Source organism: Fictibacillus sp. WQ 8-8 (genome assembly GCF_024494405.1).
In the GTDB taxonomy this organism is placed as follows: Bacteria; Bacillota; Bacilli; order Bacillales; family Fictibacillaceae; genus Fictibacillus_C; species Fictibacillus_C marinisediminis.
Map to the genome: position 1 here is coordinate 1 of NZ_JAMXKG010000002.1, position 22267 is coordinate 22267.

Annotated in this window: 15 protein-coding genes; 6 read left to right on the forward strand and 9 right to left on the reverse strand. The window is 46.4% G+C overall.

The genetic code is table 11. The features are described from left to right. Positions 1–327: 327 nt before the first annotated feature. A complete protein-coding gene (locus M1K46_RS25725) occupies positions 328–1167 on the forward strand; it encodes an STAS domain-containing protein (RefSeq protein ID WP_256224997.1) in 840 nt (279 codons plus the stop codon). Between the two features lie 531 nt (positions 1168–1698). Here M1K46_RS25725 and M1K46_RS03790 read toward each other — a convergent pair. Further along, entirely contained in the window at positions 1699–2487 is a 789-nt protein-coding gene (locus tag M1K46_RS03790) for a TrmB family transcriptional regulator (RefSeq protein ID WP_062237157.1), read from the reverse strand. Between the two features lie 185 nt (positions 2488–2672). On the opposite strand from M1K46_RS03790, the gene M1K46_RS03795 reads away from it, so the two are divergent. The 4 genes from M1K46_RS03795 (at position 2673) to M1K46_RS03810 (ending at position 5816) form a co-directional block, all read left to right on the forward strand. After that, positions 2673–2879, forward strand: coding sequence for a hypothetical protein (locus M1K46_RS03795; RefSeq protein WP_256224999.1), 207 nt, complete (start codon positions 2673–2675; stop codon positions 2877–2879). Positions 2880–3523: 644 nt separating this feature from the next. Beyond that, a complete protein-coding gene (locus M1K46_RS03800; RefSeq protein WP_256225000.1) occupies positions 3524–4216 on the forward strand; it encodes a DUF2294 domain-containing protein in 693 nt (230 codons plus the stop codon). 163 nt (positions 4217–4379) lie between these two features. Then, the gene (locus M1K46_RS03805; RefSeq protein WP_256225211.1) at positions 4380–4781 is read left to right on the forward strand and encodes an anti-sigma regulatory factor; all 402 of its coding nucleotides are present in this window, start codon (positions 4380–4382) and stop codon (positions 4779–4781) included. A gap of 138 nt (positions 4782–4919) precedes the next feature. Next, complete coding sequence (locus tag M1K46_RS03810) at positions 4920–5816, forward strand: COX15/CtaA family protein (protein WP_256225001.1); 897 nt, start codon at positions 4920–4922, stop codon at positions 5814–5816. 402 nt (positions 5817–6218) lie between these two features. On the opposite strand, the gene M1K46_RS03815 is transcribed toward M1K46_RS03810, so the two are convergent. The 5 genes from M1K46_RS03815 to M1K46_RS03835 all read right to left on the reverse strand — a co-directional run bounded on the left by M1K46_RS03815 (position 6219) and on the right by M1K46_RS03835 (position 15129). Continuing rightward, the gene (locus M1K46_RS03815) at positions 6219–7268 is read right to left on the reverse strand and encodes a lactonase family protein (RefSeq protein ID WP_256225002.1); all 1050 of its coding nucleotides are present in this window, start codon (positions 7266–7268) and stop codon (positions 6219–6221) included. Positions 7269–7400: 132 nt separating this feature from the next. After that, entirely contained in the window at positions 7401–9524 is a 2124-nt protein-coding gene (locus M1K46_RS03820; protein ID WP_256225004.1) for a M28 family metallopeptidase, read from the reverse strand. A 184-nt stretch (positions 9525–9708) separates the two neighbouring features. Then, positions 9709–10410: an alpha/beta hydrolase gene (locus tag M1K46_RS03825; RefSeq protein ID WP_256225005.1), complete on the reverse strand. Its 702-nt coding sequence runs from the start codon at positions 10408–10410 to the stop codon at positions 9709–9711. Positions 10411–10795: 385 nt separating this feature from the next. Then, the gene (locus M1K46_RS03830; RefSeq protein WP_091010228.1) at positions 10796–12199 is read right to left on the reverse strand and encodes a DHA2 family efflux MFS transporter permease subunit; all 1404 of its coding nucleotides are present in this window, start codon (positions 12197–12199) and stop codon (positions 10796–10798) included. Between the two features lie 227 nt (positions 12200–12426). Continuing rightward, on the reverse strand, positions 12427–15129 hold the full coding sequence (locus tag M1K46_RS03835) for a S8 family peptidase (RefSeq protein WP_256225006.1): 2703 nt from the start codon (positions 15127–15129) through the stop codon (positions 12427–12429). Between the two features lie 341 nt (positions 15130–15470). Here M1K46_RS03835 and M1K46_RS03840 point away from each other — a divergent pair, with 341 nt between their 5' ends. After that, positions 15471–16220, forward strand: coding sequence for a sulfite exporter TauE/SafE family protein (locus M1K46_RS03840; protein ID WP_375162171.1), 750 nt, complete (start codon positions 15471–15473; stop codon positions 16218–16220). Between the two features lie 612 nt (positions 16221–16832). On the opposite strand, the gene M1K46_RS03845 is transcribed toward M1K46_RS03840, so the two are convergent. The 3 genes from M1K46_RS03845 to fdhF all read right to left on the reverse strand — a co-directional run bounded on the left by M1K46_RS03845 (position 16833) and on the right by fdhF (position 21826). Further along, positions 16833–18134: a S8 family peptidase gene (locus tag M1K46_RS03845; protein WP_256225007.1), complete on the reverse strand. Its 1302-nt coding sequence runs from the start codon at positions 18132–18134 to the stop codon at positions 16833–16835. Positions 18135–18390: 256 nt separating this feature from the next. Then, positions 18391–18888: a DUF1641 domain-containing protein gene (locus M1K46_RS03850; RefSeq protein WP_256225008.1), complete on the reverse strand. Its 498-nt coding sequence runs from the start codon at positions 18886–18888 to the stop codon at positions 18391–18393. Then, on the reverse strand, positions 18881–21826 hold the full coding sequence (gene fdhF, locus M1K46_RS03855; RefSeq protein ID WP_256225009.1) for a formate dehydrogenase subunit alpha: 2946 nt from the start codon (positions 21824–21826) through the stop codon (positions 18881–18883). The genes M1K46_RS03850 and fdhF overlap by 8 nt, the downstream gene beginning before the upstream one ends. Between the last annotated feature and the right edge of the window lie 441 nt (positions 21827–22267).

Below are 22267 nucleotides of genomic sequence, written 5' to 3' on the forward strand. Positions count from 1 at the left end.
GGGTTTTTGGTGGGGCCCGGCCGGCTGATATCCAACTTCCACACGCGCGCCCCCCCCCCACCAAACCATTCTCCACCAAACAATCCAATTGTTAGCCGCATTAATATTTGGGTTGGGTAAAGAGGATTTTGTTTCTTAAGCAAAGAATTTAGTAGGATAGAAAAATAATTTCAGTATAAGAATCCAAACGAACATCACTACTTCCCTGATTTCAACTTAATCGATACAGTAGATGCTTACCCGTTTCATCACAGCCATTGTTGCGCTTACGATCGGAAACATGCCATTCTGCACGGAAAATTTTTAAAAAAAGGGGAGGTTCAATAAGTGGTGATCGAAAAACAGCTCTATACGTTTATGCTAGACCATTCACATCACATGGCGGAAGATTGGCTTCAAAGCAGAGCCACAGAAGAATATTATATTTATTCGCTTAACGCTTCAAAAGAGATTGAAAGTACGCTTCGAAAACAGCATATTAAATTCACCAATATGCTCGCTGACTGCATGATGAGTGGGCACGATCCTTATCCGTGGGCCAAAGAACTCGCCCAACAAAGGAAGAGTGCTGGCGTTCCGCTTATTAAAATTCTTCAGAATTTCAACCGCTGCCGAGAGATTTCCTGGCGGTATATCCAGCAGTTTGCCGATTCCTATGCCGAAGACGTCCGCACCTCTCACATCGGTGCGTGGAGTTTACAGTTTAACCGTGCTTTTGACCGTGTGATTGAAGTTTTCACCAGCCATTATCACCAATTCGACGATGCCGTAACATTCGAGCATCGAAACATGATCCAGATGGGAGTCCCCGTTATCCCCATTACTGAGAACATTGGAATTTTGCCGCTAGTCGGTGAATTGGATACATTTCGGGCCACTTTCATTCAGGAGCAGACACTAAACAAGGCAAGCAGCCTGAAGCTTCAGTATTTGATCATTGATCTGTCCGGTGTCTATACTCTCGACACCACGGTAGCCGATGAGCTCTTTACGGTCATCAAGCAGCTGTCCTTGCTCGGCATCAAAGCAATCATATCTGGAATTCGTCCGGAGATTGCACAAACCAGTATCAAGCTTGGTTTGAATTTCTCGGATATCTTAACGTTTGGAAGTCTTAAAGTCGCCTTGGCCCATTTACTTGAACCTAAGAAAAAAGTGAAGATTTAGGTTAACTGAATTTGAATTGCCGCAGAGTCTTCTATTCATTTAATCTTAGTCATTCAAAGTTCACAGCCTGTCTTTTAAAATGCTTCTTCATGGACTATGGAAGATTACAATAAAGCAAAGTTTAGGGTAGTTAATAGACTTTTTTTACCTCTGAATAGTACGTTGCCTCAATCCCCTATCGCCGAGCTTTCCTTCAAACACGATACCTATACTTTTAATTCCCAATGTTTCGAGATCACTAGGTTTTTTCTGCCAACACACAAAAACCGAATCATGGCCTTTTTAAAAGCATCTTAGATTCGGGGTTACAAACACTTTTCTTATTTTAATATAATTCTTCCCTGAACATCTGTCCTTTTCTTAACTTATGCTTTGGCCACAAATAAAAGGGCCGTAATTGATGAAAATAACTTTTTTCTAAATTAAACCAAACAACCTTCGCTATTTAATTTATGGGAAAATAACAAATATTATTTTACATAAATAGCAATGAAGAATAAAAGTAATTTAGAGGTCCCTTTTCTATACCCCTTATACCTTCCACCCCAATTCGTTAATGTAATAGTTTAATAGTTTTTTATAGTTTTCACCGTACTTCTCGTCCAATTCCTTGCTGAAGTCCTGTTCGATCTGCTGCATGATCAGGTCATGGTAGAAGCCATTTTTAAGCATCTCAATTACAGCTGGATGATCTGTCTCTGCCGAAGACGGTTTGAGTGTCCCGCCAAAGCTCCCTATAAAAGCTGTTTTTGAATCGCATAGAAGAGAGAATTTACGTTCATCTGTATGCCATTGATCATCTCTTTGGCGGACGATCACATTTTCCAAGGGTATGCTTGTTTCTCCAATCGATATGAGCACAACCGTTACTCCCCGTTTTTCTGCGTCGAGCAGTACGTCTTCCATCCATGAAAGGTCCTCTGCCCAGATTTCAGCTACAATCGATGTTTCCGCATTGGCGATCACTCTGCGGAGTGCAAGATCAAGTCCCCTGTTTCCCTGCCAATTATAAAAGGCGGGTGCAGGCTGCGGAGGAGTCTTCAATTCTTGGATAAGCACTTTGGACGTTTGCTCAAATTCTGTTTGAAAAAGACGCACCAAATCCTCGATCGGCACGGCATTGTATCGAACCGAATCTCCCTCCTTGCTTCGGCATGCGCCTTTTTCCGCGAGAGACCTTAGCGCGGAATACACATTTGCCCGTGACACCGCTACCCTTTTCGCCACTTCATAGCCTGTCAGTTCAGGTTCTTCGTGCAATGTGATATAGCATTTAGCCTCGAGTTCCGTCATTCCTAGTTTTTTCAATAGATCAATCATTATTTTCCCTCCGATTATTTCGGTGCCAGGCACCGCAGTAGTGTTTCTTAAAACTACTAAAGAGGAGTATTTTATAATACTACTTAATTTTATTCTACTTTATGATAGCCGAATATTCCATTATTTTTCATCTTCCTGTTGAATGATTGCCACAAATTTTAACGTTCGGTGTGTGCCTGGAGGAATTGCAATCGGATCTTAGTGATGGCGAGCCTTATGAAGGCAAAGAACAGATACACGTGTGCGTGATCAAGATGAGTAGCCTTGCAGAAAAGGCACCAACACAGGTTACTTCCTATAAACTTAGTCCCCGTACGCTCATTGTTGTCCGAGAAGGAGTTTTAGTTGCCATCGAAAAGCAATTGATCTCTTTTGAATTGATGAAACGCTGAAGGTATCTAAGCTACAGCTGGAAAAAGGCCTCTTGCAGCAATTTGATGACTATGTTTCTATATTGAATGCAGATATCCTGGATATTTTTGTGGACTGGGACTTCGAACTGGATAACAGTGTGATTACGTTCATTTTAAAACCAAAAGAATAACGTGCGGCAGTAATGAATTGGACAATGTGTGGCAAACATGAGCCGAAGAGTGAAGGGCGTCCTTTTCTTTTCGGCTCTTTTTGCGTCCGGAAAGAAGTGAAACGTGAACTCAAGAAATATTAACATTGTGTTTTAAGAGAGCTAAACATACTTAGCAAGTTATAACAAGGGGTTTTGTCGATATGGCTGACAAACACGAGATTTTGTTGTTTATGAAAGAGCTTCGTCTATTGCTTCAAGATTACAGTTGATGCAAGAAAGGGTTTTTCAGAAAAAACCGGTGAGGACATCCTGTTTTCAGCCACCATTGTTTATGAAGAGCAGCTTAGCCGATCAGATGAAACTAGCGAGCCGGACCTGTTAGAACGGGATGGTTAACAGCAGTAAATCGGGAGGAAGCAACGAATACTATATTAGGAATAAAAGAGGCGTCCTGTTTGAAAAAATGATCTGAAATGTCATCATAAAACTAAAAAATTCAGGTGGAACTCGATGGATAAATTGAAAGCAGAAAAGGATTTAAGCAGTTATATCGGAAGAATTCTTAGAGATCATTTTGGAAGAGGACCTGGCTCTGTTTTTGTAACACTGTCCAAACCCTATGTGACAATGTACTTTACAAAATTTCTTTCACCCACCGAACGTTCACTGCTTAACACCAACCAGGCAGCTTTTATCCAAAAGATACGGGATATGCTGATGGAGCAGGTCATTGGGGAAATTACGGATTACCTTAAACTGCAGCTTGGGATCGATGTTCAGGAATTTTATTATGATTGGAACCTGGACACTCAGACAGGGATTTTTCTTGCTGTCAGTAAGGACTCACCGGACAACCTATTAGCCGGTGCTTATAAAAACCAGGAGCAGGTTCATACGGAAATCGACCGGATGAGCTTTGAGGCGGAAAAGAGCCCCGAAGGAATTTCGTCCTACCTGCTGAATGCCAGAACGCTAATTATTTTCCGCGACAAAATTTTGGTTAGTATTGAAAAAGAAATGATCGCTCTGGGGGCCGATGAAACGCTCCGAATCGCAAAGCGGAGGCTGGAAAGAAGGCTGCTGGGTGAACATACGCCACAGCTGGAGAAGCTTCTTGGCACCACGATTGCTGACTATTTTATTGACTGGGATTTTGAGCTTGACCGGAGCGCTGCGATATTAATATTAGAACCAATTTCATAAGGGCAGCAACAAGCTAGGATGGAACTAGATGTAAGCCAAAAGGAAGGGCGTCACAGCCCTCTTTTTGGCGTTTTTTTATGATGTGCAGCAAAGGGGATGGTACGCATGCTACATGATCACCACTTAGGAAATTTAACAGGAAAACAAAGGGTAATGCGCTATGCTGGATAATGCAATCATTGTCAATATTCACTCTGAACAGGATATCGTGGCTGCAAGACAGCATGGGAAACGACTCTCCAAAAAGCTGAAATTCTCAACGATCAACCAGATTCGGATTACTACGGCTGTCTCAGAACTTGCCAGAAATATTTATTTATACGCAGGAAAGGGCAAAATAACGTTTGAATCCCTTTTTAAACAGCAGAAATCCGGCATTAAAATCATTGCTTCTGATCAAGGGCCCGGGATCAAAGAGGTTCGAAAAGTGCTGGAAGACGGCTACTCTACCTCAGGGGGCCTTGGAATGGGGCTGCCCGGGGTAAAACGGCTGATGGATGAATTTATCTTCGATTCACACGACGGGGCTGGCACGACCATCACTGCCGTAAAATGGGTGCAATGACGGTGAAAATCCAAGGTGTGTGATGGATCTGCGCCTTATTTTGACAAATGTTTGTCATTTGCTTCAACTCAGTTGACTACCGGCTCCGTATACCCCATGATGTCAAGTGTGAGTATATATTACTAAAGGAGCTTTTCTATGGATAAAGCCTTTAAAGGAATGGCCGTCTTTACAAGTGTCATCATGTTCTTATTAATGATCGCCGGAACTCTTGTGACTGACACAGACTCCGGCATGGGATGCGGCAGTGACTGGCCGCTGTGTAATGGTAAATTTATTCCCGAATATACCGTCGCAACAATGATTGAATATACCCATCGCCTGATCACAGGTTTTGCAGGGATTGTCGTTATTATTTTCTCCATCTGGGCATGGCGCCGTTACCGCGGCATCCGTGAAGTGAAGGGTCTTGCCATTCTTGGAATCAGTTTTATTATCGTAGAATCCATTATTGGTGCAGCAGCTGTTTTATGGCCGCAATCGGCTGAGGTTCTTGCGATGCATTTCGGATTTTCGCTGTTAGCCTTTACAGGTGTAGTTCTCTTGAGTGTGTTTGTCGTCCAAAAGGACAGGTCCCATTTGCTCGTTAAAAGCGCCGTATCGAAGCGTTTTAAGTGGTTTGCCTGGATTACGGTCGCTTATGCGTATCTTGATATCTATTCCGGTGCGTACTTGCGCCACGTAAAAGCAAGCCTGGCGTGTACTGATTTTCCTGGCTGCTATCCCGGCAATTTCTTGCCGCTGGCCGGCCTGCCGGGTATTCACTACCTTCACCGTATGGCAGCTGTCGTACTGTTCTGTCTTGTACTTGGATTGTTAATCTACTCCTACAGGCATTTGCGCGGCAACCGGCCGGATCTTTATTACGCATCACTTATCGCGTTTATTTTAACTCTCTTACAGGGTGTCAGCGGCGTGCTCGTCGTTCTGACCCGCTTGAACATTTTTGCTACATTGTCTCATTCAGCGTTAATCACTCTGCTGTTTGCGGTGCTGTTCTATATTGCATTGCAGACGAGGAAAAAACCTGAATAATGAAGAAAAACGGTCCAGGACGAGAAGCCTGGGCCGTTTTTTTATGTTGCTTGTACTTAGCCAGATGAAAATGATTGCGTCGAAACGAGTCAATTCATGTCGAAAGGAATCCAATCGATAATAACAATAGAATATCGATAATATATCCGTTTTATCGATAATAAAAGCCTTGGACAGTGGATGGACAAGATAAATAAGCTGAAAATCCTCCTAAACATGCAGTAAAAAGGCTTCCCACACCTCACAAAAGCCGAAATGCCACGGTTTTAAGCGTATGTAGAACTATTTACTTATTTATTCATCAAAAACACTTCAAATCTTTCAAAAAAAGCTAAAAAACGCAGCATATGAGAAGAGCAAAATAAAAGCCACAGAAGAACACACCTTCTGTGGCACTTAACTTTATTTCACATGCAAAAACTTCACGCAGACCGGATAAGGAACGAACGCATCCGATTGCAGGAGCGCCAGTTTGCCTGTATTTTCGTCTCTTGAGAAAAGAACAAGGTTGCCGGATTCCTGATTGGAAGCCACGATAAATTTTCCGGAAGGATCGAGCATGAAATCACGCGGCCAGTCGCCTTCTGTCGGCGTACGGTCGACAAATGATAATTCGCCTGACTCCTCTTTCACGCTGAAGATTGCGATGCTGTTGTGTCCGCGGTTACCTGCGTAAACAAAACGGCCGTCGGAAGAAACATGAATCGCACTTCCTTGGTTGTTTTCCGTAAAATCTTCAGGAATGGTGGAGATGGACTGAAGGATCGAAAAGCTTCCATTTTCTTCGTTGTATGCCAATACAATGACTTCTGAACTGAACTCGGTCATAAGGTAAGCTATTTTACCGTTCGGATGGAACTCGAGATGCCTCGGACCGCTCCCAGGCTTCACAGACAGGCTGCTCACCTCTTTTAGCTCTCCGTTGTAAAGTTGATACGTGATAAGCTTGTCGATTCCAAGATCAACGACCGCTGCATATTTTTCATCCGGGGTAAAACCTGCATAGTGAGTGTGCGGCTTTTCCTGTCTTTCATCGGGGCCAGAACCTTCATGCTGGATAACGGAAGTTGCAGGGTGCACGCCTTTTCCTTGTTCGACCGCCAAACGCTCAACCGTTCCTCTGTGATAGTTGGCCGTCAGTACGTTGCGGTTTTCGCGATCCACACTGACATGGCAAGGAGAAGCTCCCTCTGTCAGCTGGCTGTTCAGCAGTGTCAGCCCTCTTGATTCATTGGTGATCGAGTAAGCAGCAACGCCTCCCATATCTCCGTCCTTTTTTACGGCATAAAGGTATTGATTGTCTTCACTGATCGTTAAGTATGTAGGATTCCCCAGTTGAGCTGCTGCTTTAATATCTGTAATTCTGCCTTCTTCTGTATCGAGCGTAAAAGAGTAGATACCTTTGCTTTCACCTTTAGTATAGGTTCCGATATAGCCTGAGTACTTTGTCATCGTGATGATCTCCTCTCTAAAATTCTGATTTCTTAAATTTTAACACAAGCAGTCACAAAGAAACCTGTTCGAACCCTTATTGTTCGCGCAAAAAAAGCATGATATTCATTCCGAATACCATGCTTGAAGGTTTTATTCGACCGCATCCTCTGCTGTCCAGGCTGCTTTTGTGAGCGATTTTTCGAGTTGTTTTACCGCTTTTTTGAAGGCTTCAGTGTCCTTTGCCTGCTGTGCCTCAACCAATGCAGGCAATGGCTGAGCAGCGTAACCGGTAGTGAGTCCCGGTGCGAAGATCTGATGCTTGAACCAGCTTCGGCTCGCAAGTCCCTGTTTGCTGATCAGGTCACGCTCCTGCTGGATCAATGCGGAGTTCAGCTGTTTCCATTGCTTCGGCTTCCCTTTTCCGCTGTTCAGAAGGCCCTGGCTGTAAGTTTCCAGTTGATTCGAGGCTTCTTCCCACTCTTTCGCCTTTGCTTTTAAGCCGCTGATATCCACACCAAGTGTTCCGTCTTTCTCCACGTCAGCAAGCAGTTTTTGCACAGATTCCGCATACTCGGAGTATTGGAACGGAAGAACTTGTGCGTTGGCCAGCCTCAGGGCCATTAGACCGGTAAAACGACCCGCTGCAGCCTGATGTTTGTAGCCAGGATCAAAAAACCGTTCTACGGAATCGGAATTATCGTAGGCACTGTGATAAAGGCCGCCCGCTGCACCAAAGCCGACATCAGCAGAAGGCACACCGAGATGCTGAAGAAAAGCCGTGTAGTCTGAGCCGCTGCCCAACAAATCGATCTCTTGTTCTTTGCCGTCGTTGCGGGCAAGCATATCGTCATAGACGGACAAACCTGATCGGGGTTCTGTGACCTTTTTGGCCACATCATAGATCAAAGGATTTAGAGAAGGCACAGCACCAGCTCCGAAAAACTGTCCAGCGATGCCGTCCATGTTAATGTAGGCTACCGCATTCCTGGTCAGGTCTTTTTGATACTGTTCTGCATATTCAGTAGAACCGAGCAGTCCGTATTCTTCCCCGTCCCATCCAGCAAGGACGATCGTACGGTCCGGACGCCAGCCGTTTTCGTACATCTTGCCAAGGGAACGGGCCATTTCCATGATCGTGGACCAGCTGGAAATGTTATCACTTGCACCATACGTCCATGTATCCCTGTGGCCGCCGATGATGATTTTTTCGTTCGGATACTTGGCTCCTTTAAACGTCACGGTAATATCATGAATCGGTTTTGTTTCATACTCAATATCAAGGTTAAGGCGAACCTTGGAAGCTTCATTTCCGAGGTGATATTTAAAAGGAAGGCCTCCCTGCCATGCTTTCGGCGCCTCTTTGCCGCCCATGGCCTGAAGCAGTCCTTGTGCCTCGCCGTAGGAGATCGGCGTTGTCGGGATTCTTGGCAGAGAATTGGCTTTATTGGCCTGGATTCGTTTCACACCGTCGACCGATGCTTTCCCAGGAGTCAGCGGATCGCCCGGGTAACGGTAGATATAGAGGATACTTCCGCGCTGGATAGCATCTTTCGGGCGCCACGGTCCATCAGGGTAAACCGGCCCTTTGACATAGCCGTCATCTTTCGGATCGGAATAGATTAAAACGCCTTTCGCTCCGTATTGGGAGGCAAGATCCGGCTTCACGCCGCGGAAGTTTTTGCCGTAGCGGACGATGACGATCTTATCTTTGACCGATACGCCCTGCATGGCCAGTTCTTTGAAGTCTTCAGGGGTTCCATAGTTGGCATACACAAGCTCTCCTTCTACATCGCCTGAAGGGGAATAGGCGTTATAGCCTTCTACGACTTCGTTTTTAAAAGGCGTGCCTTTCTTTAAATCTTCGGTGACTTTGAGTTCTCGCTGAAACGGAGCGGTCTGGGTGATGGAGATGCTGTTGGGGTGGGATAGGTAGACATCGTACGTGTGGACCTTCGGCTTTAAGCCTGCTTTCTTCAGTTCGTTGAGCGCATATTGGACGCCGGCATCATTGCCCTTCGTGCCGACCAAAGCCGGACGTTTGCTTAGCGCTCTGCCGTACTTCTTGATCGAGTTTTCCTTTACACCGTTCTGGAATTTCGTTTCAAACTCTGTCTGCCATTGAGACTTGTCCTTCGCAAAACCTGTCAGATCCTCTTGCTTCGTCTGTGCGGATGCATGTGTGAAGGGCAGAGCTGCGGATGCCAAAAGTGCAAGCGCCATGCTGCTTGCCAGGTACTTCTTCCTAAGTGAGCCGGAATTTTTACGTTTTCCCAATCCTAAAACCTCCCTCGCTTTTTGACTATATTAGTAGAAGTCTGTAAATTCAGTCAATTTTTTACGTACGATTTGGAAAAAAATGAATCATTAGTCTTGCGAGGGGGTAAATGTTTGGTGCCAGGCACCGCTTTTTGACATATGTCAAAAGACGGTGCCTGGCACCAAAACATTTGAAACATCTCTAGTTTTTCAGGAAGAAGCACAGCGCTCTTGGCAGATCGTCCTTCCAGAAGATCCAGCGGTGCTCTTCGTCTTCCACATGATAATCAAGGGAAAGCTCTTTCTCCCCAAACACCTTCATCATGCTTTTGTTGCCGTCATAAATATGGGCGATTTCCCCGGTAACCGGCGACTTAAAGTTATTCTCCCGCTCACCGACTACCTGATAGATCTTCCAGTTCGGCTGCTGGATCTGACGCCGTGCATCCTCCGCCATCTCGTCATCAAATGCGGCTGACTGCAGCATGAGGTGAGACCATATCTCCGGCTTTTTTATGGCGAGATAAAGTGAGATGACTCCAGCAAGCGAATCACCGAGTGATCCCATTTTGACCACGTTCATATTGATGGCCTTCAGCTTCTGCTGCACGTCCGGCAGCACTTCGTTATAAAAGAAGTCGGTAAATGCCTCAAAGTGCTCGCCGTCCGGATGATACACCTCTCTTCGCTGTGATGGAGATCCCGGGCTTACCGCTACCATGACGAGGTTCTTGGCGAGTTCTGGCTTTTCCTCCAGCAGCTTTTCAAACGTTTCCTGGAGTCCTCCGAGTTTCATGTAATAATAACCGTCCTGCACGAAGAGAAGCTGGACATCCCCTTCCTGAAGCTGATCAGAAAACAGCCACTTCACGTCAATCTCGCGGTTTAACTGGCTGCTGTGCATTCGATTTTCGTTGATTAATAGACTAATTGGTAACCCTCCTGACTGACTGCTCTGTTTTATCCAAGAATTATCATAGCATGAAAGGGCCTCGCAGTTAAATTGCCCTATGAAAAACAATTCAGGACAGGCACAATGAGTTTTTTGAAAAAAGTGGTGAAAAATTCGCTTTTTCATGTTTTACAGACAGAATGAAGCGGCAAAAAGGGGAAAAACACCCTAATTCATCATAAAATTCGCGGCTGAGAGCGGTGGAAATGGGTTCCGAGCCTATATATTATTGATTTCTACATTATCGAAAACGGCAATTTTATTATCGATTCACTCCATTCGTTCTTTGAACATAAAAAACAGCCGCGCTTAACTGTAAACACGGCTGTCTTTCGAACTATTCTCCTGCTCCCTCAACGGCTTTTTCTTTTTTAATAAAAAAAGTAAGTACAATTCCAATGAGAGAAAGAACAGAAATGACCATAAAAGCAATGTTCGCGCCATACATATCCGGATGAGCAATGTCAGGGAGATGTTTGGCCGTTTCTTCGGTCGTCGTCATCACCGTAACAAGGATCGCTGTACCAACAGATGCAGCAATCATCCTCATCGTATTATCCATGGCCGCTCCATGAGGAATGAGCCGTTTTGGCAGCTGATTTAACCCGGCGGTGGCCGCTGGCATCATGACCATGGACAAGCCGAACATACGGACTCCATACAATACGGTGATATACGTGAACGATGTCGCCGGCCCTAAAAAGGAAAAGGCGAACGATGACACCGTAATGATGGTTAATCCGGTTAGCGCCAGCCATTTCGCTCCGATCCGATCAAAGATCCTGCCCGTGATTGGTGACATCAGACCGGTGATCAAGGCACCTGGCAGCAGTGCCAGACCTGCTTCAAACGCTGTGAAGCCTCTCATGTTCTGCATAAACAACGGAATGATTGTTTCCGCTCCGATCAATCCCATAAAGGTGATCATTCCAATGGAAACAGTGATTGGGAAGATTCCTTTCGTGAAGACACGGAACTCAAGCATCGGGTGTTTCAAGCGCAGCTGCCTTGTAATAAACAGCACAAGTGCTGCTGCACCCACCAAGAGGGAGATCACCGTACTCTTCGCCGTCCATCCGTAATTGCCCGCGCACGTAAACCCGTACAGCAGACCTCCGAAACCAACCGAAGACAAAACGATGGAGAGAACATCCACTTTCGGTTTCGTCACTTCTGTCACGTTTTTCAAAGCAAAATAGGCGATCAAAATATCAATAAGTGCGATCGGTAAGATTATAAAAAACAGAACTCTCCATGAATAATGAGAGGTTACCCAGCCTGATAAAGCGGGACCGATCGCTGGTGCAAAGGATATGACGAGACCGATTAATCCCATGGCTGCGCCGCGCTTATGCACAGGGAAAATCATTAAAAATACAGTTTGCATCAGCGGAAGCATGACCCCTGCACCGCTCGACTGGATGACCCTCCCAAGCAGCAATGTCTCAAAATTAGGGGCAAATCCAGCCACTAATGTACCAAAAGCAAATACGCTCATGGCGGTGATAAAAAGCTGCCTCGTTGAAAAGCGTTCCAATAAAAAAGCACTGACAGGAATCATGATCCCGTTCACGAGCATGAAGACGGTAGTCAGCCACTGGGCGCTGTTTGCTGTAATGTGCATCTCTTTCATAACCGGCGGTATCGCTGTGATCATAAGAGTTTGGTTCAATATGGCGATAAAAGATCCTGCGAGCAGGAGCGCTACGATGGTAGACTGTTTATAACTTGATGTTTCCATTCCTTTTTTGAGCCTCATTCCCTTTTATATTTATATTTTTGTCTTCATCTTATCTTAAACGTTTACGTATAGCTATTGAGCCGACTTTCTTTTTTGTGGTGTCAGGCACCGGCTTTTTACATATGTCAAAAAGCGGTGCCTGGCACCCTCAAACGTCCGAACAAAAAACCACCCTGCTTTGCCGCCGGGCGGAACAGGGTGGTTTTCACTTCGTTACTTCGTCTGTCTTACTTCACTGTCACTTTCACGGCTTTGCTTTCGCGTTTAGCGGCATCCGTCACCGTTACGTAAAGGACAGTGCCTTTCTTTTGTTTCTTGATGCTGGCTTTAAAGGTTCCTTTTGCGCTTACTTTTGTTGAAGAGATGACCTTTTTGGCTTTGTCTTTCACTTTGATCGTTCCGTTGGCTACTGCTTTGCCCGTTACTGCGGTTGATTTCGTCGTTACTTTATCCACTTTTGGCATATCAGGAGCCGGAGCTTTTCCTACCACTGCTTTCAGGGCTGTTTTTTCAGACCCGGAAGCGTTGGCAATCTCAACGTGGAGCACTTGGCCTGCTTTTTGAACCGGAATTTTAACGGCAAATGTTCCTAACGCGGGTACCGTTGTTTTTCCAAGCACTTTCTTGCCGTTCTTCACGGTAACTTTAGATCCTTTCGCTGCGATACCGGAAAGGGTGTTCAGATTATCAAGAACCGGGTTCACTTTTGCGTTGAGTTTAACCGCACTAAGTGCACTGAATGCATCCAATCTTCCCCATCCTGATGCTTCATCATAGCCTGGAACCGGTTTTGGTCCTTCTTCATATTGGTCATCCGGCTTATCGACTTCGCCAAAGGCAATATCATCCGCACTCTGTGTTAGAACTCTTTTAATATCTTTTGCTTTTAAGCGCGGGTTCTCAGACAGCAAGAGCCCTGCAACCGCTGCAACGTGCGGTGTGGCCATGGACGTTCCTGACATATACGTGACGTTTCCGTTTGGCACAAGACTTGGAATGTTGGAGCCCGGTGCTACGAGATCCAGTCCTTTGCCATAGTTGGAATAGTCGCCCACGACATCCATATCATTTGTTGCGCCAACACCGATCGCGTACTTCGAAGAACCTGGATAGCCGACCATGGAATCGCCGTCGTTTCCAGTCGCTGCAACAATGGTCGCACCTTTGTCAGAAGCATATTTCATCGCATATTCAAGCACACGGCTGTATTCGCCGCCAAGGCTAAGGTTGATGACCTTTGCCCCTTTATCTGCCGCGTATTTAATTCCCTTTGCGATCTGTTCGGTATCCCCGGAGCCAGAAGCGTCAAGAACTTTAACCGGAAGAATTTGTGCGTTCTGGTTGATTCCTGCCATGGAGTAGCCATTGTCCGCGGCTGCAGCGATGATGCCGGACACGTGAGTACCGTGGCCCATATCATCCAATGGAGCCTCACCAGATGTGACAAAATTTTTCCCGAGGTCAACACGTACTTTGTCTTTCAAATCAGCGAGGGTATAATCTACCCCGGTATCAACAACCGCGATCAGTGAGCTGTTCAGGTTTGATTGATCCGCGAGCTTTTTCATCGGTTCAAAATTGATGTCTGCTCCTGCAGCACCTTCATTTTTCCCTGTATTCTTCAGTGACCATTGATCGTTGTACTGAACATCATTGGACATGGAGTGATAATGCTGAACAGGTTCAACAAATTCTACGCCCGGCAGCTTTGCAAGCTTTTCCGCTGCTGCTTTTACTGACGCTGCTCCACTTTTTGATGTGGCGCTGTATTTGCCTGAATCATCTGCTCCATCCACGTTCACCACATACATGCTGCCAAGAATTTTATCTTCGGATTTGAATGCCGATTTTGCAGCTGATTCGATGCCAAAGGTTTGAAGCTTGTTGTTTATTGACTTGGTGGTATAGCCGTCTTTCATTTTAACAATAAGTTTGCTGGACATTTCTTTCGTGCTTTGCGGAACGAGTTCTGCTTTTCCTAAAAGATCAGAAAGTCTCTCGCCTGCAAGCGAAGAAACGCCTACCTGCTTGCCGATTTTTTCGATATCGTCCTTATAAGCATCAGGAGAGGCTTTCAGCACAATATCATAAAGTTCCTTGATCGAGTTCTGGTCTTTGCTGGAGAGGACATACGTGCTTTGTGCTCCGTTCTCTGCCAGTTCATTAAATAAAGGTTTTAGAGCGACAAGATTGTTGAACACATCCTGGCGAAGATCCTTGCTGAACACCATCTTTCCTACGAGGAATGGTGCGGTATTGTAATAGAGGGAGGAAAGAGATCTGCCTTCCTCAGTCTTTGACAGCAAGCCGTCACGCAGCTGGCGAAGCTGTGTTAAAAGCGCTTTTCCAGATTTCTGCTGTCCGGCACTCATTTCTACCGGGCATTCTTCTTCCCCAGCTGACTCAACGGATGGCGGAAGTTTTTCGCCTTTATAGCCGAGCGTGTAATTTGCTTTTTTCGGCTCAGCAGAAGCCGGCGGATCCTCAGGTGTTTCGGTATCTTCACCGAGGTATTCCACCTTTATGTAATAAGGTCCCTGCCATGCATACGGCACGACCAGCTTTACCGGTTTATCAGGTGTTTCGGTCGTTGTAAAGCCGCGATACATGCTAAATGTTTCATCATTTCCTGCTTTTTCAATGCTTGGATATACGGAAATGCTTAAATTTGCATCACTAGTTAATGAGATTCGCATATGAGAATCTTTTTGAATATCCTCTTGATTCGGTGTAATCTTGTACCATTGTGTTTGTTCAGGCTGGTCGAACGTTCCATCCACCGTTTGATCTTTCTCGAACGGTGCCGCTTTTTCAAGGGAAGAGCCGCCTTCTGCCTTCGCTACACGTGCTGCCGCTGGTGAAAACATGCCTGCGATCAGCGCGAATACAAGTAATAAGGCCGTCATACTCGATGTCTTTCTCATTCTCATTTTGATGCCTCCTTGGGTTATGGTCAAAAAAAGAAAAGGGCCTGTTTCGTCCATAACGCTATTTAAACACATTCAGCAGATTAATAGGTAAAATCTTCTAAAATTAACAGAAAAACATTCTATCGGCCTACTTAAACGGCTTCAGTTGCCGTAAAACGGTAATTATTTCCTACTCTGTTACCAAAACTAGCAAACCATATTTTTTATAAAAATTTACATTCTCGTCATTGAGGATCAGCTCAGTCCCCTTTCATTGATTTTTATGGGAAAATTTGCTTTAGTTAAATAAAGAATCATAACAAGAATGACGGAAGATCCGCCAAAGAAAGGAAACGATCCTCTTGTTTATTACGTTAACCATGCTCGTCATCGGACTGATCTGCGGTTTTGTCGGCGTCGGCGGAGCAGGTTTTATCATCGCTATATTGGTGCTTTTTCATATTCCGATCCACACCGCGCTCGGCACATCGCTTGCCGCCATGGCCTTTACAACACTGTCAGGAGCCTACAGCCATTTGAGGGAAGGAAACATATCGCTCAAGGCCGGCGTTTGGACAGGCGGATTTGGAGCCATCGCTGCTTTCTTCGGTTCCAGGCTGTCCTCCCTCATCCCCGGTGAACATCTGCATTATTTGACAGCTGGCATGCTGTTCCTGTCAGCAATCTTGTTTATTTTGCGTTTCTTTATGATGAAGCGCAAAGTGGAGGAAGTCATCGATGAAACGCTGGGCTACCCTACCTTGCTGGTAAAAGCGCTTCTGCTCGGTATGACAACCGGGCTTTTATCCGGAGCGTTCGGCATCGGTTCTGCCCCGTTCATTCAGATCGGGCTCATGCTGCTGTTCGGGCTGTCCATCCGCCAATCAATCGGAACAACGATGCTCGTTATTCTGCCGATCGCGGCTGGCGGCGGGTTTGGGTACATTATGGAAGGCTATCTTGATTTAATGCTGCTGTTTCAGGTGCTGGCCGGTACGATGGCTGGTGCTTACCTTGGCGCCAAACTGACGAAGTTTGCTCCGAAACCCGTGCTGAAGACTGCGATGGTTGCCACGCCGGTGGTCGCTGCGCTGCTGATTTTGTTTGAGTAGAGTGGTTTTTGGGGAAACGAAGTGCCGAAGAGGGCTTTTTTGAAGCGTTTTGCTTCAATTAAGCGCTCTTTTTTTGTTTTGGAGCGAAGAAATCTGATTAGCATTCGTAAAAAGCTTGCGAAACAGGGAGATAACGTAGTGGATCTAGAAAGCCTTCGTGAGTTTTTTTCAGGAATACGCGCCGATTGGGTTAAAATACGCGCGAATCTTCTCGTTTTACGATCCAATCTTCCCAAAATACACGCCAATCTAAAAAAATAGAGTGCTGCTCGCACTCTATTTTTTATTTTAAAGGATTGCAGTGCTTCATCGCTCCAACGCGAAGGGATATTTCTGAAATGCTGTTAACGCGATTGTGATTCCTAGAGGTTAGCGCCAGTTTTCACCCCTGAAATAAAGCTCCATGACGATTTATTATCGAAATTAGCTTTTTATTATCGAAAAAGCAATTTTATTATCGAAAATCTCATTTTATTATCGAAAACCTCCATTTTATTATCGATCCGTTTATACGCGACACCATTCGACAAGTTTTGACACAATGATTTCCGCAGCAACCTACCACCTCCACCAAAAAAAAGGCGGCCCTCAAGGAACCCCCTCTTTCTTCTTCTATATTAACTTGCTGACATCGAGATAGCCTTTTCCTTGCGTATTCCCCGGCAATCCCCAGTCTTCAGCGCTATTAAGCAGCTTTTCTTTTACTTCGTCAGGCGTCAGTTCCGGATTTTGCTGGAGAACGAGCGCTGCCACACCCGCACAGATCGGTGTTGCCATGGAAGTGCCGGAAAGTGAGAAGTAATTCTCGGCTACACGGCTGCTCTTAGAAACCTTGTCCAAGTAAGAACCCGGCGAACGCAGTGAAACAATATTGACGCCCGGGGTCAGAAGGTCTGGCTTTGTTATTCCGTCAATCGTAGGACCTCTGCTGGAAAAATCGGCAGGAATATCATCCGTGCGTTCAATCGTATTTTGATCGTCCATCGCGCCGACCGTAATGACTTTCGGGCTGATTCCTGGACTGGAAATCGTTTTTTCATCTGGTCCTTCGTTGCCGGCAGCGATACAGACAACGATCCCTTGTTTCCAGGCTTCTTCTACTATTTTTACAACAGGATCTTCAGCAGCTGGCTGAGTCGCCTGGCTTCCAAGCGACATGGAGATAATTTTAATCCCATACTTCTCTTTATTATCAATGCACCATTGCACACCCGCAATAACGGTGGACAATGAACCAGAGCCCGTCTTATTCAGCACTTTTACGCCTACAATGTTCGCTTCCGGCGCAGGGCCTTTGTATTTTCCATCCGACAAGTAGCCGTTTCCTGCTGCATCCCCTGCACAGTGTGTGCCATGCCCATTATCATCGTAGGTTTCTGATTTTTGGTTTACTAAATCCTTAAACGCTGCAATACGGTCTTTCAGATCGGCGTGAGGATAGACCCCAGTATCGACTACCGCAATCGTGACATCCTTTCCTGTGACTCCGGATGAGTTCAGGACATCCGCCCGAATGGAGGGTGAAGCCTTGTCCAGCAAAGCTTTAACTTCGCGGTCATGGTGTATTTTCTTAATATGAGTGCAATTATTTAAAAGTTCCTCTATCACATTGGCAGTTAATGTCGCAGAGCAAAAAGGAATACTTGTGAACTGATGATGGACGGCACACTTACGATTGCCTGAAACCGTCTGATAAACTTGTTCCAGCCCTAAAGAGCATGCGTCACCCTCTTCATAAAACTCAATAATCACCGGCAGTTTATTTCTCTTTTTCAATCGATTTTCCAGCATGGTATGAAGAAAACAGGGAACTTTTTGAAACGGCCGATATAAATTTACGAGCTGTAAACGCATTGACCGGTCCAGCTTATTGGCATGCTGGCGAACCACTTTTATCATAGAAAAACCAAACACCGTTTTTCCCCCTTTGTTTAGAAGTTGTACTATTCTATGAAATCTGCAAGAAAGGGAAACGGTGTTTGTCCATGCTTTTACTAGATTGTCGAAAATGATAGAATCGCCCTTATGTAAGTAGAGCGCCGGACGGGACTTTGTCCCATCCATCCGCTCAGCGGTGATGACGAGCCCTCGAGGGTTCATCTCAGCAACAGTATGAATTTCAATAAAAAGGACAGCTCCTTGGAAGAGCTGCCTCAATAATGCTTGTTATCTACTTTTTAGAGGGGGCCTTATCCTTCGGCCCGTGCCCGATACCGCGCAGGATTTGCAGGAGAATGTAGATCCCGCGGTTGATCTCAGGGTCGCGCAGTGCTTTCAGCAATCCGAAGAACCCTACATTTTTCACTGCGGGCACTTCTGTTCCTTCTTCCTTTTCCTTCCTCGTATACCGGGCTGTGAGGTGGTCGATGCCTTCAAGATTCAGCATGCCGAGCAATTCTATTAATCGGGTGGCATTATGCAGGATGGTAGAATTCGGTTTTTGATTGGCTTCATACGCAATGTTCCCCATGATGTGCTGCTGTTGGGAGATCATCGCGTTCAGCATGGACATGTTGCCGGTCTCATGCAGCAAAGAGGAGAATCGGATCGTCTCCAGCATCGCCTCCTTATTGTCAGACAAGGCATCCAGCAGTTCGTTCAGATTGTCTTCTCGTATTTTTTCCTTTGGTATCTCCATGCGTTTGATGTCCTTGATCCGCTCAGCCATCTTGTCTAACCTCCTTGCTTCCAGGGTAAATATAGTCTTTTCGATCCCACTTCTTCTGGACGTTCACGCCCGGCTGGGGATTGCGGTGCCCGCGTCTGTAATTGAACAGAGGCAGCGGCGAATCGCCCTTCTTCTCCAGCACCTCCACTTTTGCCGGAATCTCTTTGTAAGCCGGGGTGTTCGTATCTTTATCCGTATCGTTGTTCGTTAAATAGTTGATGGCACTCTTGCCGTTGTCATTAAGCGGCAGGTACATCTCGTTTCCGAACACTTCAGGGGAAACATGCACACGGGCTACCGTTTCACCTGAAGGGTTTTCCATCCGAATGGCCGAGCCTTCTTCCATTCCATATTTTTCAGCGGCTTCTTCGGATACAGCGATCCATGAGTTCGGCACTTTCTTGCGGATGCCTTCTGTATGGAACGTCATGTTGCCTTCATGAAAATGCTCGAGGATCCGGCCGTTATTAATATGAAAGTTATGTTCTTCCGTCGTACGATATTGGTGGACGAATTCCAAAGGATGCAGTCTCGCCTTTCCGTCATCAAAATGAAAACCTTCTGTATAAAGAAGCGGTGTATCCGATCCATCCTCACTGACCGGCCATTGCAGGCTCTTGAATCCTTCGAGGCGTTCGTAGCTTACACCTGCAAACATAGGCACGAGGCTTGCTGCTTCCGCCATGATGTCGGCAGGAGAAGAATAGTTCCAGTCAAAGCCCATTTCTTTTGCTATCTCACAATAGATTTCCCAGTCCGGCTTGGATTTGCCAAGCGGGCTTAACGCCGGGTACAAGCGCTGAATCCTTCGTTCTGTATTCGTAAACGTCCCTTCTTTTTCAAGGCTTGGAGAGGCTGGCAGAACAACATCCGCGTACTGTGCGGTATTCGTTAAAAACATTTCCTGTACGACGAAAAAGTCCAGCTTCTCAAAAGCATTGGTCACATAGTTGATATTGGAATCCACGACACCCATATCCTCGCCGGTCACGTACAGGGCTTTGAGCTTGCCGTCATGTATGCCCTGCACCATCTCATGGTTGTCCATTCCTTTTTCTCTCGGCAGGTCGACACCCCACGCTTTTTCAAACTTTGCAGCGACTTCATCATCCGTTACCTTCTGATACCCCGGGAGCGTGTCCGGCATGCTTCCAAAATCACTCGCACCCTGCACATTGTTGTGGCCGCGCAGCGGATAGGCTCCGGTTCCCGGACGACCATAGTTGCCTGTCACTAGCAAAAGATTGGAGATGGCAGTCGATGTATCAGAACCGATTTGGTGCTGGGTCACGCCCATCGCCCAGCAGATGCATGTTTTATCTGAATCGGCGATTGCTTCTGCCGTTTGGATCAGAACCTCCTTAGAGATCCCGGTGATTTCTTCCGCCATTCCAAGGGTAAAAGGCTGCAGGCTTTCTAAATATTCTGCATAACCGTTCACCTTTCCAGATAAAAATTCTTTATCATGCCATCCCTGGTCGATGATGTATTTCGTGACCGCGGAAAGCCATACGAGGTCTGTCCCAGGATTCGGATGAATGTAAAGATCGGCCCGTTCCGCCATCTCATGCTTGCGAAGATCGGCTACGATCAGCTTCTGGCCGAACAATTTATGTGAACGCTTGATTTTAGAAGCAAGTACGGGATGGGCTTCTGCTGTATTGGAGCCGATCATGATGACAAGCTCCGCGTTTTCAAGGTCCTTCATGGAACCGGCGTCACCGCCATAGCCGACGGTCCTTTGAAGACCCATCGTAGCTGGAGACTGGCAGTAGCGTGAGCAATTGTCAATGTCATTCGTGCCGATGACCTGTCGGGCCAGCTTTTGGATCAGGTAGGATTCCTCGTTCGTCGCTTTGGAAGAAGCAATGAAAGCCAGCGCATCCGGTCCGTGTTTTTCTTTGATCTCTTTAAACTTTTCCGTGATCAGACTGATCGCTTCGTCCCATTCGACTTCTTTAAAATATTCTCCGTCACGGACGAGCGGCCGGGTCAGGCGGGCCTCACTGTTGATATGGCCCCAGCCGAATTTCCCTTTGATGCAAGAGGAGATGCCGTTGGCCGGAGCTTCCTCTACCGGTTCGATTTTCAGGATCTCCCGGTCTTTTGTCCACACCTCAAAGCTGCAGCCTACTCCGCAGTAAGTACAAACGGTCTTCGTTTTTTCGATCCGGTCTTCCCTCATCTTCGCTTCAGAGTCTGAAACGGCAAACAGCGGGCCAAAACCAGTCTCCGCCTCCTTTGTCACTTCGATCATGGAACGCAGATAATCAGGACGGATATCCGTCAGAAAACCCGCTTGCCCCTGCATGCTGTTCTCCATTAAGGCGTTGCACGGACAGACCGTGACACATTGTCCGCAGCTGACACAGGAGGATTCCTCAATCGGTACATTGTCATCCCAAATAACCCTCGGCTGCATGAGATCCCAGTCGATCGAAAGGGTTTCATTGACCTCAACCGTCTGGCACACCTCCACACATCTACCGCACAGGATACACTGATCCGGGTCATACCGGTAAAACTGTCCGTGGTCTATGTCATATTCCTTCGGCTTAAACTCCTTAATCTGATGCTCGAGGCCCATATCTTTGACCGTGTTATGAAGGGTGCAATCTCCATTATTATTGTCACAGACCGTACAATACAGTTCATGGTTCTCCAGGATATTATCCATTGCATTGAACTGTGCTTCTTTTACCTCAGGAGTGCTCGTCCTGATGTCCATCCCTTCCTCCAAAAACGTCCCGCAGCCTCTTTTTACCTCGCCGTTTACAAGTACGGCACACGTATCGCACGTTTCGATGCTTCCCAGGCTTTCATGGTAGCAGACGTGAGGAATTTCAATGTTCTTATCAAGCAGGAGCTGAAGAACCGTCTGTCCTTGATCTGCCTGGTACTGCTCTCCGTTTACAATGGCTGAAACCTCTTTTTTCATGAAACTCCTCCTTTTTTTGTTAGGCTGTTTTAGTAACCATTACTGTTCTTAGGAGTGGTTGATTTCCGTTTCAGGATGCTCGCTTTCCGCGGGGCGAAGCTTAAGCCTTACCGGCGCAAGCGCCTGCGGGTCTCACCTGTCCCGCTTCTCCCGCAGGACAAGGAAGGCTTCGGCAGCGTTATATCGCACGAAGAAAATGTGAAATTCATTTTCGAGGAGTCTCGCACCTTGCACTCCAATCAACTTAGCGATGAAGATTATCTACAAGAATGCGCTCCAGAAGAAACCACGGCTGCTTTCGTCATCCTTGTTGCTTACTGAGAGTGGTTGATTTCCGTTTCAGGCTGCTCGCTTTCCGCGGGGCGTGCGCTGAACCCCTCGGCGCTTGCGCCTGCGGGTTTCACCTGTCACGCTCGTCCCGCAGGAGTCTCGCACCTTGCA